Genomic DNA, 21,083 nt, shown 5'->3' with positions numbered 1-21,083 from the left:
GGCCAGGTCCGCTCCTACGGGGCGTGGTTGCTTATTTGAACGTGTAGACCAGGTTCACCGTGGTCAGCGTGTCGGTCTTCTTGTCGCCGTCGCTGACCTCGCTGTTGTGGCGCATCTGCCAGGCGGCCTTGAGCGCGAAGTGCGAGTTCATGCTGACCTGCACGCCGAAATCGTTCTGCGCGTAGGTGTTGTATTCGCCCGATTCCACCAGCAGCGTGTTGATCAGGTCGGTGTTGTCGGTGACGGTGTACTTGAGGTCGAACAGCCCGCGCCCGATCAGGCCGGTCTCGTTGCGGTCTTCGTCGCTGTTGTGCGCGCGCCGGATACCCGGGCCGATCTGCGCATCCAGATAGAAACGTTCGGCATCGATCAGGCGCGTGCCGTAACCGATACCGAAGGTGGCCAGGCGGTCGTAGGTGGCAAAGTCGTCGTGTTCGTAGCGGCCGGTGGCGGTGAGCTGGCGGTGTTCGCCCAGCTGCAGCGCGCTGCCGGCGCTGCCGGTGTAACGCTCGGCCGTGGTCTGGCGTTCGCGCGAGGTGCTGCCGTCGTCGTTGGTATTGGTGTACTCGGAGCTGGAGCGCAGTGCGGTGGCATCCAGGCTGTGGATCCAGTCGCCGTCGGTGTAGCGCAAGCGGACCCGGCCGTTGAGGCTGTCGGTGGTGCTGTTGCCATGGGCGGCGGCGTAGCCGAGCTCGCCACTGCTCCCGCTCCACGGCGACGGCATTACGGCGGCAGCGGGGTCCGCCGGTGCCGGTGCGACTGCCTGGGCCCAGACGGTGGGCGTGATCAACAACAGGGGCAGCAGGGCAGACAACGGGGCACGGCGGGACATGGGCGGCTCGCTTTGGAGGTCAGGGGCGAAGAAGGGTGGAAGCGATTTCATGATAACGGACTGAGCGGCTGCGTCATGAGCGAGTGAACGCTACGCTTCAGAAGAGGTTGGGGCGCCGGCTCCGGAACGGCAGCGACTGGCCCGGTTGCGCACCACGCAGGTAGCAGATCCGGCCCGCGCGCAGCACAGGCGAACGCGCCGGCCACGGGGGCACCGCCGCGGCGGCGTCGATGCGGGCATGATTGCCGGTAGACAGCGACGCTCACCCCGCCACGCAAAGACTCGGACATAATCGACGCATGGACCGCTACGAACGCATCAATTCCCTGCATCGCTTGCTCAAGTCGGCACGCTACCCGGTCACGGTGGCGCGGCTGCAGGATGAGCTGAGCTGTTCCCGCGCAACCGTGTACCGCGATCTGGCATTCCTGCGCGATGCGCTGATGGCGCCGGTGGAAGGCGACGGCGAATCGGGGTTCCGCTATCTCTCTGGCGAAAGCGATCGCTTCGAGCTGCCTGGCCTGTGGCTGAGTTCGGAGGAGCTGCACGCGCTGCTGGCATCCCAGCAATTGCTGGCGCGCACCGGCGGCGGGGTGTTGTCCTCGATGCTGGCGCCGCTGCAGCAACGCATCGAAGGGCTGCTGGCCGCCCAGGCCGGTGTGTCGCAGTGGCCGGTTGACCGGGTGCGGGTGATTCCGCACCGCGGCCGCAAGCTGGACGAGGCCAGCTTCCGCACCGTCGCCTCGGGTGTACTGGAGCGCAAGCAGCTGAGCTTCGATTACCGCGCCCGTTCCACCGACGAATCGACCAAGCGCACCGTGTCTCCGCAGCGCATCACCCACTACCGCGACAACTGGTACCTGGACGCCTGGGACCACGGCCGCGATGGCGTGCGCAGCTTTGCGGTGGACCGCATCAATCACGCGCGGCTGCTCGAGAGCGTGCCGCGCGATGTGCCCGATAGTGAGCTGGACGAGCAGCTGGCGGCCAGCTACGGCATCTTTTCCGGCGCGCCCAAGGGCTGGGCCACCATCGTGTTCAGTGCCAAGGCCGCGCGCTGGGTTGCCGACGAGCATTGGCACTCCAAGCAGCAGGGCCGCTTTCTGGCCGATGGCCGTTATGAGCTCAAGGTGCCCTACAGCAACTCGCGCGAGCTGCTGATGGACGTGCTGCATTACGGCTCGGATGCGGAGATCGTCGAGCCGGTCTCGCTGCGCGAGCAGGCCAAGGCGCTGCTATCGCTGGCATTGAGCAACTACGACTGAGCGTGCGTCAGCGCTTGCTTGGCACTTCAAAACCCAGGCGGTCCACCTGCTCGCGCAACTGCGGCACGCGCTTGAGCTTGTCGGTGTAGATGGAATAGTCGTCGCGCATCTTGTCGACCAGCTTGCGGTACTGGTCGCGGCTCATGTCCGGCTTGCGCGCGAAGATCCAGGCCAGGTCGCGGCCGGGATAGGAGATCAGCATCCATGAGCCGTCCGGTGCGATTTCCAGGATGCGCTGCTTGGCCGGAATGACCTTGTAGAACCACACCCGCCAATCGCGGTTGCCGCTCTCGGCGTCCACCGAGGCGCGCGCGTTGACCTCTTTTTCCGGCTCGCCGAAGCCCTCGCGGTACAGATAGCGCACCGCCACCTTGCCGTCTTCGACCAGGGTGTACTCGTCGCGGCTGGTGACGTGGCCACGCTCCACCGGGTTGGGCATACGCGCAATCACGTACCAGGTGCCCATGATCTTGGACAGATCGACTGCCGGCTCGCTGGCAGGCGTGTCCTTGGCGGATGCCACGGGCAGGCCGAGGACGAACAGAAAAGCGAGGGCGATCGTAACGGTCAGGCGCATCGCAACATCACAAAGGGGCAGTTGGAGCAGCACACTACCGCATGCAGGGGGCAAGTTCGCGTCAACGGTCGGGTCTGGCGCACGCGGCTGCATCAGACGCGGCATCCGGGGGCCTGGGTCTGGGTGCGGAAGAGCGCGCCGTCGGTGCCAGGCGGTGCTGGTCGCGTCGCCGGGAGCGCTGCTGCTGCCGTACCTGAGCGTCTTGGTGCCGGAGCTTTCGCTGGTTTCGCGGCCAGGTCGCAGCCGGTGAGATGGGCGCAGGCAATCCTGCCGGCCTGTTCCGATCCTTCCTGCCACGGAGTGCCGCCATGTCGATTCGTCCTTCCCGTCGTTCCGAACGTCCCGACCCGCGCGTGCTGCGCCCGGTCCGGCAGATCGCCCTGGCCGGCCTGGCCCTGGTGCTGGTATGGCCGGCCGCGCGCGGCCACAGCGAATGGATCGGCTGGCTGCCGCTGTGGCTGGTCGGCATGCCGATGCTGGCCTGGTGGAGCCTGCACCGGTTCGCGCTGCCGACCCTGGCGCGGCCCGGTGCGCGACGCGGCGCGCCACGTCGGCGCGGGCCGCAGGCGCAACGCCGACGCAGCACGTCGCGTGCGGCGACACAGGTGCGCGCGGCCTGACCTTCGGCAGGGTCGGGCGGGCGGAGGGCTATGCTACGTTCCCGGCGTTCGTTCTCCCGGAAACATTCATGTCCAAACTCGCCTCGATCTGCCTGGTTGCCGGTCTGATCACCGCTGGCGCCGTCTCTGCAGAGGAAACCGCCGTGTCCAACGATCCCTACGCCTGGCTGGAAGAAGTCTCCGGTGCCAAGTCGCTGGACTGGGTCAAGGCCCAGAACGCCAAGACCGAGGCGCGCCTGGCCGCCACGCCGGCCTTCAAGCAGATGGAAACCAGCATCCGCGAGGTGCTGGATTCGGATGCCAAGATCCCGGGCGTGCAGAAGATCGGCGAGTACTACTACAACTTCTGGAAGGACAAGCAGCACGAGCGCGGCCTATGGCGGCGCACCACGCTGGACGAATACCGCAAGCCGGCGCCCAAGTGGGAAACGGTGCTGGACCTGGATGCGCTCAACAAGGCCGAAGGCGAGAACTGGGTCTGGCACGGCGCCGACTGCCTGCGCCCGGACTACCAGCGCTGCCTGATCGCGCTGTCGCGCGGCGGCGCCGATGCCGATGTCACCCGCGAGTTCGACCTGGCCGGCAAGCAGTGGGTCAAGGACGGCTTCTTCCGTCCCGAATCCAAGGGCGGGCTGGGCTGGATCGACCAGGACACCGTCTACGTGTTCACCGATTTCGGTGCCGGCAGCATGACCAGCTCCGGCTATCCACGCATCGCCAAGCAATGGAAGCGCGGCACCCCGCTCAGCGCCGCCACGGTGGTGTACGAGGGCAAGCCCACCGACATGTACATCGCCGCGATGCATGACGACACGCCCGGATTCGAGCGTGATTTCGTCAGCCGCACGCTGGCCTTCTACAACGAGGAGCTGTACCTCAAGGGTGCCGACGGCAAGCTGGTCAAGGTGGACGCACCCAACTCGGCCAGCAAGTCGGTCAAGCGGCAATGGCTGACCCTGGAGCTGCGCGACCCGTGGACCGTGGGCGGCAAGACCTACAAGGCCGGCTCGTTGCTGGCGACGCGGTTTGACGACTTCATGGCCGGCAAGCGCAGCTTCGATGTGCTGTTCGAGCCCACCGACAGCACGTCGCTGGCTGGCACGGCGTGGACGAAGTCGCACCTGGTATTGAACGTGCTGGAAGACGTCAAGAACCGCCTGAGCGTGATCACGCCCACGCAGGATGGCTGGAAGAAGAGCGCCTTCGTCGGTGCGCCGGCATTCGGTACCGTCGATGTCGGCGCGGTGGACAGCGACGACAGCGACGCGCTGTGGTTGACCGTCACCGACTACCTGACCCCGACCACCTTGTCGTGGGTGGAGGTGGGCAGCGCGCCGCAGCCGCTCAAGTCCATGCCGGCGTTCTTCGATGCCGGCAAGGACAGCATCGAGCAGCACTTCGCCACCAGCAAGGACGGCACCCGCGTGCCGTATTTCCTGGTACGGCCCAAGACGTTGACGCTCGATGGCAGCGCGCCGACCCTGCTGTACGGCTACGGCGGTTTCGAGATTTCGATGACGCCGAATTACTCCGGCGGACTGGGCCGCGCCTGGCTGGAAAAGGGCGGCGTCTACGTGGTGGCCAACATCCGCGGCGGTGGCGAATACGGTCCGCGCTGGCACCAGGCCGCGCTCAAGCAGAACCGCCACAAGGCCTATGAAGACATGGCCGCGGTGGCAAAAGATCTGGTCACGCGCAAGATCACCTCCACCAGGCACCTGGGCGTGCAGGGCGGCAGCAATGGCGGCCTGATGACCGGCAACATGCTGACCCAGTATCCGGAGCTGTTCGGCGCGGTGGTGGTGCAGGTGCCGCTGCTGGACATGAAGCGCTACAGCCATCTGCTGGCCGGTGCCTCGTGGATGGCCGAATACGGCAACCCGGACACCGACGACTGGAAATTCATCCAGACCTTCTCGCCGTATCACCTGTTCGATCCGAAGAAGACCTATCCGCCGGTGATCTTCCTCACCTCCACCCGCGACGACCGCGTGCATCCGGGCCACGCGCGCAAGATGGCCGCCAAGATGATCGAGGCGGGCAAGGACGTGACCTACTACGAAAACATCGAAGGCGGCCACGGCGGCGCGGCCAACAACGCGCAGGCAGCGCACATGGCGGCGCTGGCCTACAGCTTCCTGTGGGAGCGACTGGCCGATTGATCAGGCGTTGATCGAACGCAGTCGGTAACGCGATCGCGTTGCTCATGCGGTGCCTTGAAGAAGCCCTGGGCCAAGTGGCCAGGGCTTTTTTTCCTTCTCCGCCGGGAGAAGGTGCCCGAAGGGCGGATGAGGGTACGTGCGCACGCAACCGGCGACGCCGGGACGGGGCGCACGTACTGCCAGGCGCGGCTGCGGGCTGGCCTCGCTTCAGCGCGAGGCCAGCCCGCAAACAGCAGTGCAAAAACAGCGGCCAGCAGCAGTCATGGCTGTTTCCATCGGCGCAGTGAACCTGCGGCTAGGGCCAGGCGCTACCCGGAGAGAGGAGCCGTGCGCGCTGCCGGCCGTCTGATCAAAGGCCTTGCAACCCACGCGCAATCCGCGCCACCGCCTGCTCCAGCCGCGGCAGGCTTTGGGTATAGGCGATGCGCACGTGCTGGTTGGCGCGGTGGACGCCGAAGTCGATGCCGGGGGTGAAGGCGACATGCTCGGTTTCCAGGAAATGCGCGCAGAAGGCCTGGGCATCGTCCGAAAATGCGCTGATGTCGGCGTAGAGGTAGAACGCGCCCTGCGGTTCGACGGCGATGTCGAAGCCGAGCTGGCGTAGCGCTGGCAGCAGATAGTCGCGGCGTTGCCGGAACTCGGCGCGGCGGGCTTCGAAGATGGCGATGCTCTCGGGCGTGAAGCAGGCAAGCGCGGCGTGCTGGGCGATGGTGGAGGCGCTGATGTAGAGGTTCTGCGCGAGTTTTTCCAGCTCGGGCACCGCCGCCGGAGGGGCGATCAACCAGCCCAGGCGCCAGCCGGTCATGCCGAAGTACTTGGAGAAACTGTTCAGCACGAAGGCGCTGTCGTCCACTTCCAGCACGCTGTGCGCGTCCATGCCATAGGTCAGGCCGTGGTAGATCTCGTCCACCACCAGATGCCCGCCGCGTGCATGCAGCGCCTGCGACAGGCCGGCCAGTTGCGCGCGCGACAGCACGCTGCCGGTGGGGTTTGCGGGCGAGGCGACCAGTGCGCCGACGCTGCCGGCGTTCCAGCAGGCCTCGACCAGGCCAGGCGTCAGTTGGTAATCGGTGTCTGCGCCGACCGGCACCAATTGCGCGGCGCCTTCGACCAGGCGCAGGAAGTGCCGGTTGCACGGATAGCCGGGGTCGGCGAGCAGCCAGTGTTTGTCCGGGTCGACCAGCAGGCTGCTGGCCAGCAGCAATGCACCGGAGCCGCCCGGCGTGACCAGGATCCGTTCCGGGTCGAGATCGCAGCCATAACGCTGCGCATAGAAGCCGGCGATGGCGGCACGCAGCGCGGGCAGGCCACGTGCAGCGGTGTAGCGGGTGTGTCCCGCCGCCAGTGCGGCCTGTCCGGCCGCGACGATCGGTGCAGCGGTGGTGAAATCCGGCTCGCCGATCTCCAGGTGGATCACATCGTGGCCGGCCTGTTCCAGCGCATTGGCGCGCGCCAGCAGCGCCATCACATGAAACGGGGCGATGTCCTGGCTGCGGCGGCTGTAACTGGAGAAGTGCGGAGGCGTGGTATCCATCGCCATGATGGTAGACCAGCGGCGGCACGGGATTTGTTACTGCGCGGCAAAGCGCGCTACCAGCCCCCCTGGCACATGACGCTGCGCGCCGGTCTCTTCTACACTCGGGCGCTGGGATGGCATTGCGTTCATCCAACGGACCCCAATCTGATGAAGCCTGTCCTCTCTTTTCTGATCGCCAGCCTGATGACCACATCTGTTCCTTCCGCTTTCGCAGCTCTGCCATCGCCGCCGGACGTGGCCAAGCGTCCGCATGTGGTCAAGGCCCCGTTCGGTGCCACCCGTGATGACGACTATTACTGGTTGCGCGACGACAAGCGTGAGGACAAGGCGATGCTGGCCTATCTCAATGCCGAGAACGCCTACACCGACACGGTGATGGCGCCGCTCAAGCCGCTGGAAGACACGCTGTACACCGAGATCGTCGGGCGCATCAAGCAGGACGACGCCAGCGTGCCGTATCGCGAGCGTGGCTACTGGTATTACACACGCTTCGAGGCCGGCAAGGACTACCCGATCCAGGCGCGCCGCAAGGGCAGCATGGAGGCGCCGGAACAGATCCTGCTCGACGTCAACCAGATGGCGCAGGGCAAGGGGTACTTCAGCGTCGGCGATGCGGAGGTCAGCCAGGACAATCGCATCCTGGCCTGGGCCGACGATGCGGTGGGCCGCCGCCAGTACACGATCCGCTTCAAGAACCTGGACACCGGCGAGATCTATCCGGACACGGTGGAAGGCGTGTCGCCCAACGTGGTCTGGGCCGACGACAACAAGACCCTGTTCTATGTCGAAAACGATCCGGAAACGCTGCTCACCGTGCGCGTGAAAAAACACGTGCTGGGCACGCCCGCCAAGGACGACGTGCTGGTCTACGAGGAGAAGGACGACAGCTTCTACATGGGCATCGGCCGTACCCGCGACGACAAGTACATCACCATCGGCGTGGAAAGCACGGTGTCGTCGGAGACACGTTACGCGCCGGCCGACAATCCGGAGCGGTTCACGCTGCTGGCCAAGCGCCAGCGCGATGTCGAATATCACCCCGAGCATTTCGACGGCCGCTGGGTGATCCGCACCAATGCCGATGGTGCCAAGAATTTCAAGCTGGTGACCGCACCTACCGACGCGACCACGCGCAAGCAGTGGACCGACTGGGTGGCGCACGATGACAAGGTCTACATCGAGAATTTCGAGCTGTTCGATGGTTTCACCGCGGTCGAGGAGCGCTCCGGCGGCCTGGAACGCGTGCGCCTGCTCAAGCGCGACGGCAGCCAGGAGTACGTCAAGGCCGATGAGCCTGCGTATTCGATGGGCCTGGCGATCAATTCCGAGCCGGACACCGCATGGTTGCGTTACAGCTACACCTCACTGACCACGCCGGCCACGACGTACGAACTCAATACGCAGACCGGCGAGCGCAAGTTGCTCAAGCAGCAGCCGGTGATCGGTTACGACGCCGGCAAGTACGTCACCGAGCGCGTCTGGGTGACCGCGCGCGACGGCGTCAAGGTGCCGGTGTCGCTGGTGTACAAGCAGGGCTTCAAGAAGGACGGCAGTGCCGCGTTGTTCCAGTACGCCTACGGCAGCTACGGCATGTCGATGGACCCGGCATTCAATCTGCCGGCGATCAGCCTGCTGGACCGTGGCGTGGTGTATGCCATCGCGCACATCCGCGGCGGCCAGGAAATGGGCCGCCAGTGGTACGACGACGGCAAGCTGCTGCACAAGAAGAACACCTTCACCGACTTCATCGACGTCACCCGTGGCCTGGTGGCACAGGGCTACGCCGCCAAGGATCGCGTCGCCGCCTCCGGCGGCAGCGCCGGTGGGTTGCTGATGGGCGCGGTGGCCAACATGGCCCCGCAGGACTACCGCGTGATGGTTGCGCAGGTACCGTTCGTCGACGTGGTCACCACCATGCTCGATGCCAGCATCCCGCTGACCACCAACGAATACGACGAGTGGGGCAACCCGGAAAAGAAGGCCTATTACGACTACATGCTGTCCTACTCCCCGTACGACAACGTGACCAAGCAGGCCTATCCGGCCCTGTTCGTCGGCACCGGCCTGTGGGATTCGCAGGTGCAGTACTGGGAGCCCGCCAAGTGGGTGGCCAAGCTGCGCGACGACAACACCGGCACCCAGCCGATCGTCTTTCGCACCAACATGGAAGCGGGCCATGGCGGCAAGTCCGGCCGTTTCCGCCGCTACCGCGAACTCGCCGAGTCGTATGCGTTTGTGCTGGAGCAGCTCGGGGTCAGGTAGCTGAGGGGCGGGGATCGGGGAGTCGGGATTGGGGATTGAGGATTGGTAAGAGCAGGTGGCTGGGTCCAACGCCGACGCCAGGCCACCTCAACGCCGGCTGGCCGTATCATTTACCCATGACGCGACCGACTCGATTCCGCTGGGCCTGGTGGTTGCTGGCCTACGCCAGCCTGGCGACCGGCATCGTCGGTATCTTCGTGCCCGGCCTGCCGACGACCGTGTTCATCCTGATTTCCGCCTGGGCCGCCTCGCACGGCTCCGAGCGCCTGCACACCTGGCTGCTCTCGCACCCGCGCTTCGGCCCGGCGATCATCGAGTGGCAGACCTATCGGGCGGTCAGTCGCAAGGCCAAGTGGCTGGCCACGCTCACCATGAGCGTGTGCGCCGCCATCATGCTGTGGTGCGTGCCGGTGTTCTGGGTCAAGTGCGTGTCGATCGGCAGCATGGCGGTGGTGGCGATCTGGTTGTGGCTGCGCCCCGAGCCGCCACCGCGCACGATCTCCGCGCCGCGCTGAGCACACGTCAGTCAGGGTGTTCTGGCTATACTTCGACGCATGAGCCTTCTGTCCCGACCATCCGTTCGCCTCGCACTGGTTGGTGCGACCTTTGTCCTGCTTGCCGCCTGCGGCAACAAGGGCCCGCTGGTGATGCCGCAGAAGCCGGTGCCGGTGGAAGCCCAGCCCGTGCCGCAGCCGCCGGACGCGCCGCAACCACTGGACGAGTCGAACCCGGCACCTGCGCCGGTGAACACCGATCCGCAGCCCGCGCCCACCACCGACCAGCCCGCTAGCAGCGGCAATGAGCGCTGACGGTCGCAGCGGGCGCCTGCGTTTCACCAAGATGCATGGCGCCGGCAACGATTTCGTGGTGCTGGACCTGCGCGACGGCACGCCGCCGCCGGATGCCGCGCTGGCTGCACATCTGGCCGACCGCCATTTCGGCGTGGGCTGCGACCAGATCCTGACCATCGAGCCTCCGCGCAGCAGCGAGGCGGTGGCCGCTTACGGCATCTGGAATTCCGACGGCACGGCCGCGCGCCAATGCGGCAACGGCGCGCGCTGTGTGGCGGCCTGGCTGGTGCGCGACGGCACTGCGCAGGGCGATGATTTCGTCATCGATAGCCCGTTCACCTCCCACCGCGTGCAACGTCTGGACGCAGGCACCTACGCGGTGGCGATGGGCGTGCCGCAATTCGAGCCCACACAGATCCCGCTGGCTGGCTTTGCGCGCGCGCGCGAGGAGTACGCGCTGCCGGTGCATGGCGAAACCGTGCGCTTTGGCGCGGTGTCGATGGGCAATCCGCATGCGGTACTGGAAGTGGGGCGGGTGGATGCGGCGCCAGTGGAGCGCGTCGGCGCCTCGCTGCAGCAGAACGCCGCGTTCCCCGATTCGGTCAATGTCGGCTTCGTGCAGGTTGTCGACCCCACGCACGTGCGCCTGCGCGTGTTCGAGCGCGGTGTCGGCGAAACCCTGGCCTGCGGCAGCGGCGCATGCGCGGCGGCGGTGGTGCTGATGCAGCGTGGCCGTGTCGAGCGCGACGTGCAGGTGTCCTTGCCCGGTGGCGAACTGCGCATCCGTTGGGACGGCGATCAGCAGCAGGTGGTGATGTCCGGTCCGGCCGTGTTCGTCTTCGATGGAGAGTGGAACTGATGAGCGAGAACACGGACAAATTCGGCGCGCACGACGTGGCAACCTGGTTGCGGCGCCATCCGACCTTCCTCAAGCAGTTCCCGGACCTGGCGGTGAGCCTGCTGGTGCCGCGCGACGACGGCCCGACCGCGTTGCTGGCCACCTACCAGCTGGAAGTGCTGCGCGACAAGAATCGCGAGCTGTCGCGGCGCCTGCACGAGCTTGGCCACAATGCGCAGGACAACGAGCGCCTGGCCGTGCGCACGCATCAACTGACCCTGGCACTGATGCGCCAGATCAGCGCGGCCGACACGCTCAAGGCGATGGCCGCCTCGCTGGCGGAGGATTTCAACGGCGAACTGGTACGGCTGGTGTTGCTCAAGCCGGTTGCCGGCCTGGAGGCCGACTGGCTGCAGGTCATTGCCGCCGATGATGCGCGGCTTGCCCCGTTCCGCGATTGCCTGGGCGACGGCGAGCCGATCTGCGGCCGCCTGCAGACGGAAAAACATGCGCTGCTGTATGCCGGCCAGGCCGCCGACGTGCAATCCACCGCGCTGCTGCCGTTGCCCGGCATCGGCTTGATTGCGGTCGGTAGCAGCGACGCCAACCGCTTCTATCCCGGCATGGGCACCTTGTTCCTGCGCATGATGGGCGAGTCCTTGAGCGTGGCCTTGCAGCGCTTCGATACATGATGCGTGGCGCGGGCTGCGCCGATGCGTGCCGCCTGCGCCAGATGGCCGCGCCGATGACGTGGCAACGAGGAGTCTGAGGTGGCGTCGGTCGACGATTTCCTGGCGTATCTGCAGGTCGAGCGGCAGGTGTCTGCGCATACGCTGGATGCCTACCGGCGCGATCTCGCCGCGTTGGTGGGGTGGGCCGGCGAACAGGCTATCGGCGATGTTGCGCAGCTGGAGAGCGCGCAGTTGCGGCAATTCGTCGCGGCCGAGCACCGGCGCGGGTTGTCGCCCAAGAGCCTGCAGCGTCGCCTGTCGGCATGCCGCAGTTACTACGCCTGGTTGCTCAGGCATGGCCGCATTGCCGCCAGTCCTGCCGCGGCGCTGCGTGCGCCCAAGGCGCCACGCAAGTTGCCGCAGGTGCTGGATGCCGACGAGGCGGTGCGTCTGGTCGAGGTGCCGACCGATGCGCCGCTGGGCCTGCGCGATCGCGCCTTGCTGGAGCTGTTCTATTCGTCCGGGCTGCGCCTGAGCGAGCTTTGCGCGCTGCGCTGGCGTGATCTGGATCTGGACAGCGGGTTGGTGATGGTGCTCGGCAAGGGCGGCAAGCAGCGCCTGGTGCCGGTAGGCTCGCATGCGATCGGCGCCTTGCGCCAATGGCTGCGCGACAGCGGCGGGCGTGCCGACACGCATGTGTTCCCCGGCCGCGCCGGCGGAGCCATTTCGCAACGCGCAGTGCAGATCCGCATCAAGCAACTGGCGGTACGCCAGGGCATGTTCAAGGACGTGCATCCGCATATGCTGCGGCACAGTTTTGCCAGCCACATCCTCGAATCCTCCGGCGACCTGCGTGGCGTGCAGGAGTTGCTTGGGCATTCGGATATCGCCACCACCCAGATCTACACGCATCTGGATTTCCAGCATCTGGCCAAGGTCTACGACGCCGCGCATCCGCGGGCAAAGCGCAAGAAAGCCGCCGAGTAGGCGGGATGCAGCGCCTGACGTTGCGATGCCTGGTGCGCAGCGCAAGGATCTGCCGATTGCGTGATGGACAGCCAAACGCAGTTGATGCACGTCGCCGGCCGACCACCGCAGCTATCGCCTCTCCGCCGGTGCGAGAGGGGCTTGACCGCACTCAGGTGCTGCCATGTCCGAAGGCGGCGAGCAGGGCCGGCACGCGTGCGTCACGCTGCGCTTCCGCCTCTGGAAGATCGTCATGACCTCGTTTCGTTTGACCGGGCTCGATCCGGCCCTGTTCGCCCATCTGCACGGACTCGATGACGTTGCGTTGACCCGCCACCACGCAATACGTGTGATCGCCGATGCCGGTCACGGATTTCCGTGTCGTGTCAGCCTGCAGGATGCACGCGCAGGTGAGCAGTTGCTGCTGCTGCCATATCTGCATCAGGCAGCCGACTCGCCCTACCGCGCGAGCGGGCCGATCTTTGTGCGTGCCGCAGCGGTGCCTGCACGGCTGGAGCCCGGTGCGGTGCCGGCTGCGATCCAATCGCGGCTGATCTCGCTGCGCGCCTACGATCATCGCCATCATCTGGTGAACGCCGAGGTGTGTGCAGGCGACCACGTCGCAGCGTGGTTGCACGCGTGCCTGGACGATACGCAGATCGCCTACGTGCACCTGCATCACGCCCGTCAGGGCTGCTACGCGTGCCGCGCCGATCGCGTTGCGGGGACTGAGCGTGATTGAAATCCTCGCCCAGCACCCAGGCGTGTGGCGAGGGTAGGCACGGGCGATGGATCGGCCGATGGCAGGCCGGATGTCGTGTAGACCGCGGCCCATTCGCCCGAAGCAGGCCTGCGGGCGTTGAGGCGCCGAAGGTGCCGGGAGCAGTCCAGGGCGGACGCTGTCGCGCGCGTAGGGCGCACTCACCCCCGCCTCGATGCGACGCCTGGTCGCAGCGCGCTTGAACCCGGCAGGGGCGTCCCCACCTCATGGGAAACCCCCGGAGGACCCATGGATCCCAGCCAGAATCCCAACATCGTTCACGCCACCACCATCATCTCGGTTCGGCGTGGCGGCCATGTCGCCGTCGCCGGCGATGGCCAGGTCACCCTCGGCCACACCGTCATGAAGGGCAATGCGCGCAAGGTGCGCCGGCTCGGCCGCGAGGGGCAGGTGCTGGCCGGTTTTGCCGGTGCCGCCGCCGATGCGTTCACCCTGTTCGAGCTGTTCGAAGCCAAGCTCGACAAGCATGGACAACTGACCCGCGCCGCTGTGGAGCTGGCCAAGGACTGGCGCACCGAGCGCCGCCTGGGCAAGCTCGAGGCGCTGCTTGCGGTCGCCGATAAAGAAACCTCGTTGATCATCAGCGGTACCGGCGATGTGATCGAACCGGAAGACGGCATCATCGCCATCGGTTCGGGTGGCTCGTACGCCTTGTCGGCCGCTCGCGCGCTGCTGGCGCACACCGAGCTCGATGCCAAGACCATCGCCACCGAAGCGATCAATATCGCCGGCGATATCTGTATCTATACCAATCGCAATGTGGTGGTCGAGGAGCTGTGAATCGGGAGTGGGGAATCGGGAATCGCAATAGCGGTTTCGGTTCCACCCCGACGACAGAGGCTCTTGATTTCGCGCTTGCGATTCCCCTTTCCCCATTCTCGATTCCCCAATGCCAAATCCCGATAGCTCAACCATGACTCCGCGCGAAATCGTGCAGGAGCTCGACCGTCATATCGTCGGCCAGCACGATGCCAAGCGTGCGGTTGCCATCGCGCTGCGTAATCGCTGGCGCCGCATGCAGCTGCCCGAAGAGCTGCGCAACGAGGTGATGCCCAAGAACATCCTGATGATCGGTCCGACCGGCGTCGGCAAGACCGAGATCGCACGCCGCCTGGCCACGTTGGCCAATGCGCCGTTCGTCAAGGTCGAAGCCACGCGCTTTACCGAAGTCGGTTATGTCGGCAAGGATGTGGAGCAGATCATCCGCGATCTGGCCGATACCTCGGTCAAGCTGTATCGCGAACAGGCCAAGGTGCGCGTGCGCAACCAGGCCGAAGAGCGCGCCGAAGATCGCATCCTGGACGCGCTGCTGCCGCGCCGTGCGGCCGGGATCGGCTTCGATCCGGAAGCGGCACGCAACGAGCCCTCCTCGCAGGACAACGACACCCGCATCAAGTTCCGCCGCATGCTGCGCAGTGGCGAACTGGACGAGCGCGAGATCGAGCTGGAAGTGGCGGTCAATGCCAGCATGGACATCATGACCCCGCCGGGCATGGAAGAAATGGGCCAGCAGTTGCGGCAGATGTTTTCCAACCTGGGCAGCGGCAAGTCGCAAAAGCGCAAGCTCACCATCAAGGCCGCGCGTCCGCTGCTGATCGAAGAAGAAGCCGGCAAGCTGGTCAACGAAGACGATGTGCGCACGGCGGCGATCGAGGCCTGCGAGCAGCACGGCATCGTGTTCATCGACGAGATCGACAAGGTGGCCAAGCGCGGCGAAGCCGGCTCCAATGGCGGCGATGTCAGCCGCGAAGGCGTGCAGCGCGATCTGCTGCCGCTGGTGGAAGGCTCCAATGTGTCGACCAAGTACGGCACGGTCAAGACCGACCATATCCTGTTCATCGCCTCCGGTGCATTCCACCTGGCCAAGCCCAGCGATCTGATTCCCGAATTGCAGGGCCGTTTTCCGATCCGCGTGGAATTGACCGCGCTGACCAAGGCCGATTTCGTGCGCATCCTCACCGAACCCAAGGCGGCGTTGATCAAGCAGTACGAGGCCTTGCTGCAGACCGAGGGCGTGCGCCTGACCTTCGGTACCGATGCGGTGGAGCGCCTGGCCGAGATTGCCGCACAGGTCAACGAGCGGCAGGAAAACATCGGCGCGCGCCGCCTGCACACGGTGCTGGAGCGTCTGCTCGATGTGCTGAGCTACGAGGCACCGGACCGTGACGGGCAGAGCGTCACCGTCGATGCGGCCTATGTCGATGCGCAGCTCGGCGAGCTGGTGCAGGATCCGGACCTGAGCCGCTACATCCTCTGATCGCAGCGCACCCGCGCGCAGATGCGCAATGCAATGCGCGTATGGCGTCTGCCGTGAAATGCAGCGCAAGCGCGGCAGAAACGCATCACGGGACGATGCAAGCTGGCAGATGCAGTCAAAAGCCGAGTCGGTGGAGGGCGCGATGCCCTCACCGCTTGCGGGACACGCCGTGAATCCATCCGTGGAGGCTCGGTGGCGGCATCCATGCCGCCACACGGTCCCGCAACCGGCGAGGGCACCGCACCAGACAATTGGTCGGCGCTCATCTAAAAAGCTGTCTGTCGTGTGGTGTGCATCAGACCTGTAGCCGATGCTTCAATGATCGAACAAGGCGCATCCAGCACTGCTCTTGCCATGCACACCGACCATCTCGACTGGCCCTTGCCCGCTCACCGTCGCGGGACCCTGAGCGGCATGGATGCCGCGCCGGAGCCTACAAGGACGTACTTGCGGCGTGTCCTGCGATGGTGGGCGGGCAAGGGCCCTGCAGCACACTCGCAGCGCCGAGCGCGCGGCGCCCTCACCGCTTGCGGGACACGCCGTGAATCCATCCGTGGAGGCTCGGTGGCGGCATCCATGCCGCCACACGGTCCCGCAACCGGCGAGGACACCGCACCAGACAATTGGTCGGCGCTCATCTAAAAAAGCTGTCTGTCGTGTGGTGTGCATCAGACCTGTAGCCGATGCTTCAATGATCGAACAAGGTGCATCCAGCACCGCTCTACCATGCACACCGACCAACTCGATAGGTCCTGCACGCCCATCGTCGCGTAAGGGCCTACAAGGACGTACTTGCGGCGTGTCCCGCGATGGTGGGCGGGCAAGGGCCCTGCAGCCAGGTTGCAGATCACTCCCTGCAACGAAGGCGCAGATCATCGGCTCTGCAATTGGCCCTCACCTTGGCAGCCACCTGCACTGCACAGCCAATCTAAATCCGGCGAACCGCTCAGTCCTCGCCGATATCCTCGTTCCATACGTCCGGGTTGGCGGCGATATAGCCGCCCAGCAGGTCGATGCATTCCTGGCTCTGCAGGTCGATGACAGTGACGCCATGCTCGCGCAGCCAGGACACGCCGCCCTGGAAGGTGACCGACTCGCCGACCACCACGGTGCCGATATTGAACTGGCGCACCAGTCCGCTGCAGTACCAGCACGGCGCCAGCGTGGTGACCATGATGGTGTCCTTGTAGCGGCGCTGACGGCCGGCCTTGCGGAAGGCATCGGTTTCGCCATGCACGGAGGGATCGTTTTCCTGCACGCGGCGGTTGTGACCACAACCGAGCAGGCGCCCGTCGTTGTGATACAGCGCCGCGCCGATCGGGATGCCGCCTTCGGCCAGGCCCTGGCGGGCTTCGGCAATGGCGGTGTCGAGCAGGGCGCGGTAGTCGGGGGTGGTGATCATGCAGGCTCCTGGGTGGCGGCGTCGGCGCGACGCAGCATGTCGATGTGGGGAATGCCGTCTTCCAGATAGGGGGCGGACGAGGGCGTGAAACCATGTGCGGCGTAAAACGCCTGCAGGTGCGCTTGCGCGCCGAGTTGCACGGCGCTGGCAGGCCAGTGTTGCTGCACCACGCGCAAGCCTTCGCGGAGCAGTGCATGGGCAAAGCCGTGCCCACGCTGCGCGGCGGCGATCACTACCCGGCCGATGCTCGGCTCGAGATAGCTCACGCCGGGCGGCAAGACGCGCAGATAGGCAGCCAATGCATCATCATCGGTGCTGCCGAGCAGATGCAGCACACCCGGCAGGCTGTCGTTGCCATCCAGCTCCGGATACGCGCATTGCTGCTCCACCACGAACACGTCCGAGCGCAGCCGCAGCAGCGCGTACAGCTGCGTGGTGCTCAGTTGGTCGAAGCGCAGGCACTGCCAGTGCAGCGAGGGTGGGGGCAGGGACGACATCAGCGCATGATAGCGGCTGTGTCGCCTCAGTCGACCGCGCTGCCGGTATCGATCGCCACCACCACCGACATGCCCGGGCGCAGCCGCGGTGCCAGCGGCTGGTCGGGATCGACGCTGATGCGCAGCGGAATGCGCTGGGCGATCTTGACGAAGTTGCCGGTGGCATTGTCGGCCGGCAGTACGCTGAATTCCGAGCCGGCGGCCGGGGAGATGTCCTGCACGCGCCCGTGCAGGCGCGCATTGTCCAGCGCATCCACGGTGAAGCTGGCGCGCTGCCCGATGCGGATCTTCGCCATCTGGGTTTCCTTGAAGTTGGCCACGATCCACAGCGTGTCCGGCACCAGCGCCATCAGCTGCGTGCCATTGGTGACGTAGGCGCCCTGGCGCACGCCGAGCTGGCCGAGCTGGCCATCGCGCGGGGCAAGGATGCGGGTGTTGTCCAGATTGATCTGCGCCAGTTGCACGGCCGCCTGCGCGTTGGCCACTGCCGCTTCCAGCGCGGCGCGATTGACGGTGACGCTGCGTGCGTTTTCTTCGGCGGCCTGCACTGCGGCACGTGCCTGTGCCACGCCGGCATCGGCCTGCGCCCGTGCGGCGAAGGCGGTGTCGCGGTCCTGTTCGGAGACCAGTTTCTGGTCGGCCAGCTGCTGCGCCCGCGCATAGGCCGAACGGGTGCGGTCGCGCTGGGCCTGATTGCTGCTCAGTGCGGCGCGTTGTTCGGCGATGGTGGCAGCGGCGCTATGCCGCTGCTGGTCCCAGTTGGACAGGTTGGCCTGCGCGGTCTGCAGTTGCGCCCTGGCCTGCTCGAGCTGCTGGGCGTAGATGCGGTCGTCGATTCTGGCCAGCAACTGGCCGTGTTTGACGTGGGCGAAGTCCTGCACCGGCACCTCGGTGACGTAGCCGCTGACTTGCGGTGCGATCACCGTGATCTGGCCATGCACCATCGCATTCTCGGTGCGCTCGACGGCGCTGACGAAGGGCGGCAAGCGCCATGCATACAGCACCAGTGCGACGCCGAGCAGGGCCAGCCCGCCAAAGCCGATCACGCCACCGATGCGACGACGTCTGCGACGTTGCCGATCGGCAGCAGAGGTTGAATCTGCAGGTGTATTCATGGGCGTGGACTGGAAGCAGGAGAAGGGGGCGAAGCGGGTGGGCGCAGATAACGCCGCCACACCAGCACGGACAGGATCCACAGCCCGGTGGCGATGGCGATGCAGCCGATCAACAGGAACACGTCGTTATAGGCGAGCACGTTGGCCTCGCGCGTGGCCACGCTGCCCAGGGCGCGGACGCCCTGGGCCTGGCGCAGGGCCGGGTCGCCGATGCTGCGGCCGTACAGGGTGGCATAGGCCTGCACGCGTGCGGCCACTTGCGGGTCGGTCAAGGTCAGATGCTCGACCAGCTGGCTGGAATGGTATTTCTCGCGCACCACCTGCACGGTGCCGAGCAGTGCGCTGCCGAGCAGGCCGCCCATGTTCTGCGCCATGCCGAACAGCACGATGAAGCTGATCAGATTGGCCGGCTGGGCAATGACCCGGCCCAGCCCGGCCACCATCGCCGGGCCGATGAAGAAGGTGCTGCCAAAGGCGAGCAGGAACTGGCTGAGGTACATCTGCTCCGGGCGGGTGAGGCTGGTGGCATGGGCATCCATGAAGCAGCCGATGCAGATCGCCGCCACCGCGATGATCAGGTGCTCGGCCACGCGCGCCGGGTTGATCAGCCACGCGCTGGCGGCCACGCCAACCACCGCGCCCAGCAGCATCAGCACGAACAGGGTCTGCAACTGCGTGTTGGCCAGCCCCAGGGTCTGGAAGAAGCCGATCGCGCCGGTGCTCTGCTCGGACAGCACCAGCCGGATCAGCAGGATCGCCAGGCCCAGCCGCAGCATGTCGCCGCTGGCCAGCCAGCGCGTGTTGATCATCGGGTTGCGGCGGTTGTGCTCGATCCACGCCGCCGTGCACAGCAGCACGATGGAGGCCGCCAGCACCACGCCCAGCCACGGCGTGCTGGTCCACCACAGCAGCCGCCCCAGCGACAGCACCGCCGCCAGGCCGGCCGCACCGGCCGCGAACAGGCTGAAGGTGAGGAAATCCAGCGGCTCGAACACGCGATAGCGATCGCTCGGCGGCAGCTTGAGCGCCAGCACGCAGGCCAGCGCAAACACCGCCAGGCCAAGTTCGAACAGGTACAGGCCCTGCCACTGTGCAAATTCCAGCAGATCGGTGGAGAACACCCGCGCCAATGGCAGCGCCAGCTGGGTCACCCCCAGCCCGGTCACCACGGCCTTGAGCCGGTACCGGGCCGGAAACGCCTGGATCACGTAATACAGCCCCAGCGAACTGAGCGCCGCGCCCACCAGTCCGTGCGCGGCACGCACGGTGATCGCCGAGCTCAGGCTGTGCACGAACAGGTGCGCGAAGGCGATGGCCGCATACAGCGCCAGGAAGATCTCGGTGAAGCGCCGCAGCCCGAACTGCTGGCGGAACTTCACCAGCAACAGGTTGGCCGACATGTTGGTCATCACGTAGGCGGCCGGCAGCCAGGCCATTTCGGTGGCGTAGGCGCCCAGCGTGCCCTGCAGATAGGTCAGGTTGGCGGTGACCAGCGCATTGCTCAGCCCGCCGGTCAGCGCCACCACCACGCCCACCAGCCCGTACTGGATGCGGCGCCGGGTGGAATGCAGGGGCGTGGATGCCGACCCGGGCAGGGTGGGCTTCTCGTGGGGCTGCCAGTCGCGCTGGACGTACTTGTCGTGCACGCAGGGCTCGCAGGGCCGGTCGCAGGGGAGACAGCGATTGTGGTCCGGTTGCGGTCATGGCGGCGTCAGCAGTGCGATAATCCGCCCATGAGCGAATCCCCCTATACCTCCGGTACCACCCATTTCGGCTTCCGCGATGTCGCTGCCAAGGACAAGCAGAAGCTGGTCGGCGAAGTGTTCACCTCGGTCGCGCGCAATTACGACCTGATGAACGATCTGATGAGTCTGGGCGTGCACCGCGCATGGAAACGCTACTTCGTGGCGACCGCGCAGGTGAAGCCGGGCGACCGTGTGCTGGATCTGGCCGGCGGCACCGGTGACATCGCCGTGCTGCTCAAGGAGCGCGTCGGCAACGAAGGCGCGGTGGTGCTGGGCGACATCAACGCCGGCATGCTGTCGGTGGGCCGCGACCGGCTGACCAACCGCGGCCTGGTGGCCGGCTTCGACTACGTGCAATGCAATGCCGAGGCGCTGCCGTTCCCGGATCAGAGCTTCGATCTGGTGACCATCTCCTTCGGCCTGCGCAACGTCACCGACAAGGACGCCGCGCTGCGCGAGATGTACCGCGTGTTGAAGGTGGGCGGGCAGGCGCGCGTGCTGGAATTTTCCGAAGTCACCGCCGACTGGTTCAAGCCGATCTACGATTTCCACTCGTTCAAGATCCTGCCCAGGCTGGGCCAGCTGTTCGCACGCGATGCCGACAGCTACCAGTACCTGGCCGAGAGCATCCGCAAGCACCCGCCGCAGGAATCGCTCAAGGGCATGATGGGCGAGGCCGGGTTCGCGCGTTGCCACTACAAGAATCTGACCGGCGGCATCGTGGCGATCCATTCCGGCTACAAGATCTGAACCGGATCCGACGCA

At 66.1% G+C, this 21,083-nt stretch carries 20 protein-coding genes; 13 read left to right on the top strand and 7 right to left on the bottom strand.

The genetic code is table 11. The annotated features are described in order from the left end of the window. Window positions 1–31: 31 nt before the first annotated feature. A complete protein-coding gene (locus EO170_RS10280) occupies window positions 32–832 on the bottom strand; it encodes a DUF481 domain-containing protein (RefSeq protein WP_104583746.1) in 801 nt (266 codons plus the stop codon). 299 nt (window positions 833–1,131) lie between these two features. Between EO170_RS10280 and EO170_RS10275 the strand changes: the two genes are divergently transcribed. Beyond that, the gene (locus EO170_RS10275) at window positions 1,132–2,097 is read left to right on the top strand and encodes a YafY family protein (RefSeq protein WP_024940221.1); all 966 of its coding nucleotides are present in this window, start codon (window positions 1,132–1,134) and stop codon (window positions 2,095–2,097) included. Window positions 2,098–2,104: 7 nt separating this feature from the next. On the opposite strand, the gene EO170_RS10270 is transcribed toward EO170_RS10275, so the two are convergent. Further along, window positions 2,105–2,674 carry a lipocalin family protein gene (locus EO170_RS10270; protein ID WP_104583747.1) on the bottom strand — a complete coding sequence of 190 codons (570 nt, stop codon included), beginning with the start codon at window positions 2,672–2,674 and terminating at the stop codon, window positions 2,105–2,107. A 308-nt stretch (window positions 2,675–2,982) separates the two neighbouring features. On the opposite strand from EO170_RS10270, the gene EO170_RS10265 reads away from it, so the two are divergent. Further along, window positions 2,983–3,294 carry a hypothetical protein gene (locus tag EO170_RS10265; RefSeq protein WP_104583827.1) on the top strand — a complete coding sequence of 104 codons (312 nt, stop codon included), beginning with the start codon at window positions 2,983–2,985 and terminating at the stop codon, window positions 3,292–3,294. A gap of 68 nt (window positions 3,295–3,362) precedes the next feature. Next, on the top strand, window positions 3,363–5,456 hold the full coding sequence (locus tag EO170_RS10260; RefSeq protein ID WP_104583748.1) for a prolyl oligopeptidase family serine peptidase: 2,094 nt from the start codon (window positions 3,363–3,365) through the stop codon (window positions 5,454–5,456). 349 nt (window positions 5,457–5,805) lie between these two features. On the opposite strand, the gene EO170_RS10255 is transcribed toward EO170_RS10260, so the two are convergent. Next, window positions 5,806–6,990 carry a pyridoxal phosphate-dependent aminotransferase gene (locus tag EO170_RS10255; RefSeq protein WP_126944638.1) on the bottom strand — a complete coding sequence of 395 codons (1,185 nt, stop codon included), beginning with the start codon at window positions 6,988–6,990 and terminating at the stop codon, window positions 5,806–5,808. A gap of 150 nt (window positions 6,991–7,140) precedes the next feature. Here EO170_RS10255 and EO170_RS10245 point away from each other — a divergent pair, with 150 nt between their 5' ends. From EO170_RS10245 to hslU, 9 genes are all read left to right on the top strand, one after another. Continuing rightward, window positions 7,141–9,255: a S9 family peptidase gene (locus EO170_RS10245; RefSeq protein ID WP_164740995.1), complete on the top strand. Its 2,115-nt coding sequence runs from the start codon at window positions 7,141–7,143 to the stop codon at window positions 9,253–9,255. Between the two features lie 116 nt (window positions 9,256–9,371). After that, on the top strand, window positions 9,372–9,770 hold the full coding sequence (locus EO170_RS10240) for a YbaN family protein (protein WP_126944632.1): 399 nt from the start codon (window positions 9,372–9,374) through the stop codon (window positions 9,768–9,770). 39 nt (window positions 9,771–9,809) lie between these two features. Next, window positions 9,810–10,064 (top strand): lipoprotein, encoded by a 255-nt coding sequence (locus tag EO170_RS10235; protein ID WP_104583750.1) that lies wholly within the window; start codon window positions 9,810–9,812, stop codon window positions 10,062–10,064. Next, the gene (gene dapF / locus EO170_RS10230) at window positions 10,054–10,905 is read left to right on the top strand and encodes a diaminopimelate epimerase (RefSeq protein WP_126944629.1); all 852 of its coding nucleotides are present in this window, start codon (window positions 10,054–10,056) and stop codon (window positions 10,903–10,905) included. Before EO170_RS10235 ends, dapF begins: the two co-directional genes overlap by 11 nt. Then, window positions 10,905–11,576 (top strand): DUF484 family protein, encoded by a 672-nt coding sequence (locus EO170_RS10225; protein ID WP_164740994.1) that lies wholly within the window; start codon window positions 10,905–10,907, stop codon window positions 11,574–11,576. Before dapF ends, EO170_RS10225 begins: the two co-directional genes overlap by 1 nt. Window positions 11,577–11,654: 78 nt before the next feature. Beyond that, entirely contained in the window at window positions 11,655–12,542 is an 888-nt protein-coding gene (gene xerC, locus EO170_RS10220; RefSeq protein WP_126944623.1) for a tyrosine recombinase XerC, read from the top strand. A 163-nt stretch (window positions 12,543–12,705) separates the two neighbouring features. Continuing rightward, window positions 12,706–13,263 (top strand): DUF1203 domain-containing protein, encoded by a 558-nt coding sequence (locus EO170_RS10215; protein ID WP_343134523.1) that lies wholly within the window; start codon window positions 12,706–12,708, stop codon window positions 13,261–13,263. A gap of 267 nt (window positions 13,264–13,530) precedes the next feature. Next, the gene (gene hslV / locus EO170_RS10210; RefSeq protein ID WP_005997221.1) at window positions 13,531–14,082 is read left to right on the top strand and encodes an ATP-dependent protease subunit HslV; all 552 of its coding nucleotides are present in this window, start codon (window positions 13,531–13,533) and stop codon (window positions 14,080–14,082) included. Between the two features lie 109 nt (window positions 14,083–14,191). Continuing rightward, the gene (hslU, locus tag EO170_RS10205) at window positions 14,192–15,559 is read left to right on the top strand and encodes an ATP-dependent protease ATPase subunit HslU (protein WP_119130658.1); all 1,368 of its coding nucleotides are present in this window, start codon (window positions 14,192–14,194) and stop codon (window positions 15,557–15,559) included. 946 nt (window positions 15,560–16,505) lie between these two features. Here the strand turns inward: hslU and EO170_RS10195 are convergent. Genes EO170_RS10195 through EO170_RS10180 form a run of 4 tightly spaced genes read right to left on the bottom strand, consistent with a single transcriptional unit; the run spans window position 16,506 to window position 20,219 of the window. Then, complete coding sequence (locus EO170_RS10195) at window positions 16,506–16,961, bottom strand: nucleoside deaminase (protein WP_047126085.1); 456 nt, start codon at window positions 16,959–16,961, stop codon at window positions 16,506–16,508. Then, a complete protein-coding gene (locus EO170_RS10190; protein ID WP_126944617.1) occupies window positions 16,958–17,458 on the bottom strand; it encodes a GNAT family N-acetyltransferase in 501 nt (166 codons plus the stop codon). Before EO170_RS10190 ends, EO170_RS10195 begins: the two co-directional genes overlap by 4 nt. A gap of 26 nt (window positions 17,459–17,484) precedes the next feature. Beyond that, window positions 17,485–18,573, bottom strand: coding sequence for an HlyD family secretion protein (locus tag EO170_RS10185; RefSeq protein ID WP_104583756.1), 1,089 nt, complete (start codon window positions 18,571–18,573; stop codon window positions 17,485–17,487). After that, on the bottom strand, window positions 18,570–20,219 hold the full coding sequence (locus tag EO170_RS10180; RefSeq protein WP_126944614.1) for an MFS transporter: 1,650 nt from the start codon (window positions 20,217–20,219) through the stop codon (window positions 18,570–18,572). Before EO170_RS10180 ends, EO170_RS10185 begins: the two co-directional genes overlap by 4 nt. Window positions 20,220–20,306: 87 nt before the next feature. Between EO170_RS10180 and ubiE the strand changes: the two genes are divergently transcribed. Further along, window positions 20,307–21,068, top strand: a complete 762-nt coding sequence (gene ubiE, locus EO170_RS10175) for a bifunctional demethylmenaquinone methyltransferase/2-methoxy-6-polyprenyl-1,4-benzoquinol methylase UbiE (RefSeq protein ID WP_016903622.1) — start codon at window positions 20,307–20,309, stop codon at window positions 21,066–21,068. Window positions 21,069–21,083: the final 15 nt, after the last annotated feature.

Origin of the sequence: Xanthomonas sp. BRIP62409, assembly GCF_003992965.1 — a bacterium.
In the GTDB taxonomy this organism is placed as follows: domain Bacteria; phylum Pseudomonadota; class Gammaproteobacteria; order Xanthomonadales; family Xanthomonadaceae; genus Xanthomonas; species Xanthomonas euroxanthea.
This window is presented reverse-complemented; position numbering and strand designations above follow the sequence as displayed.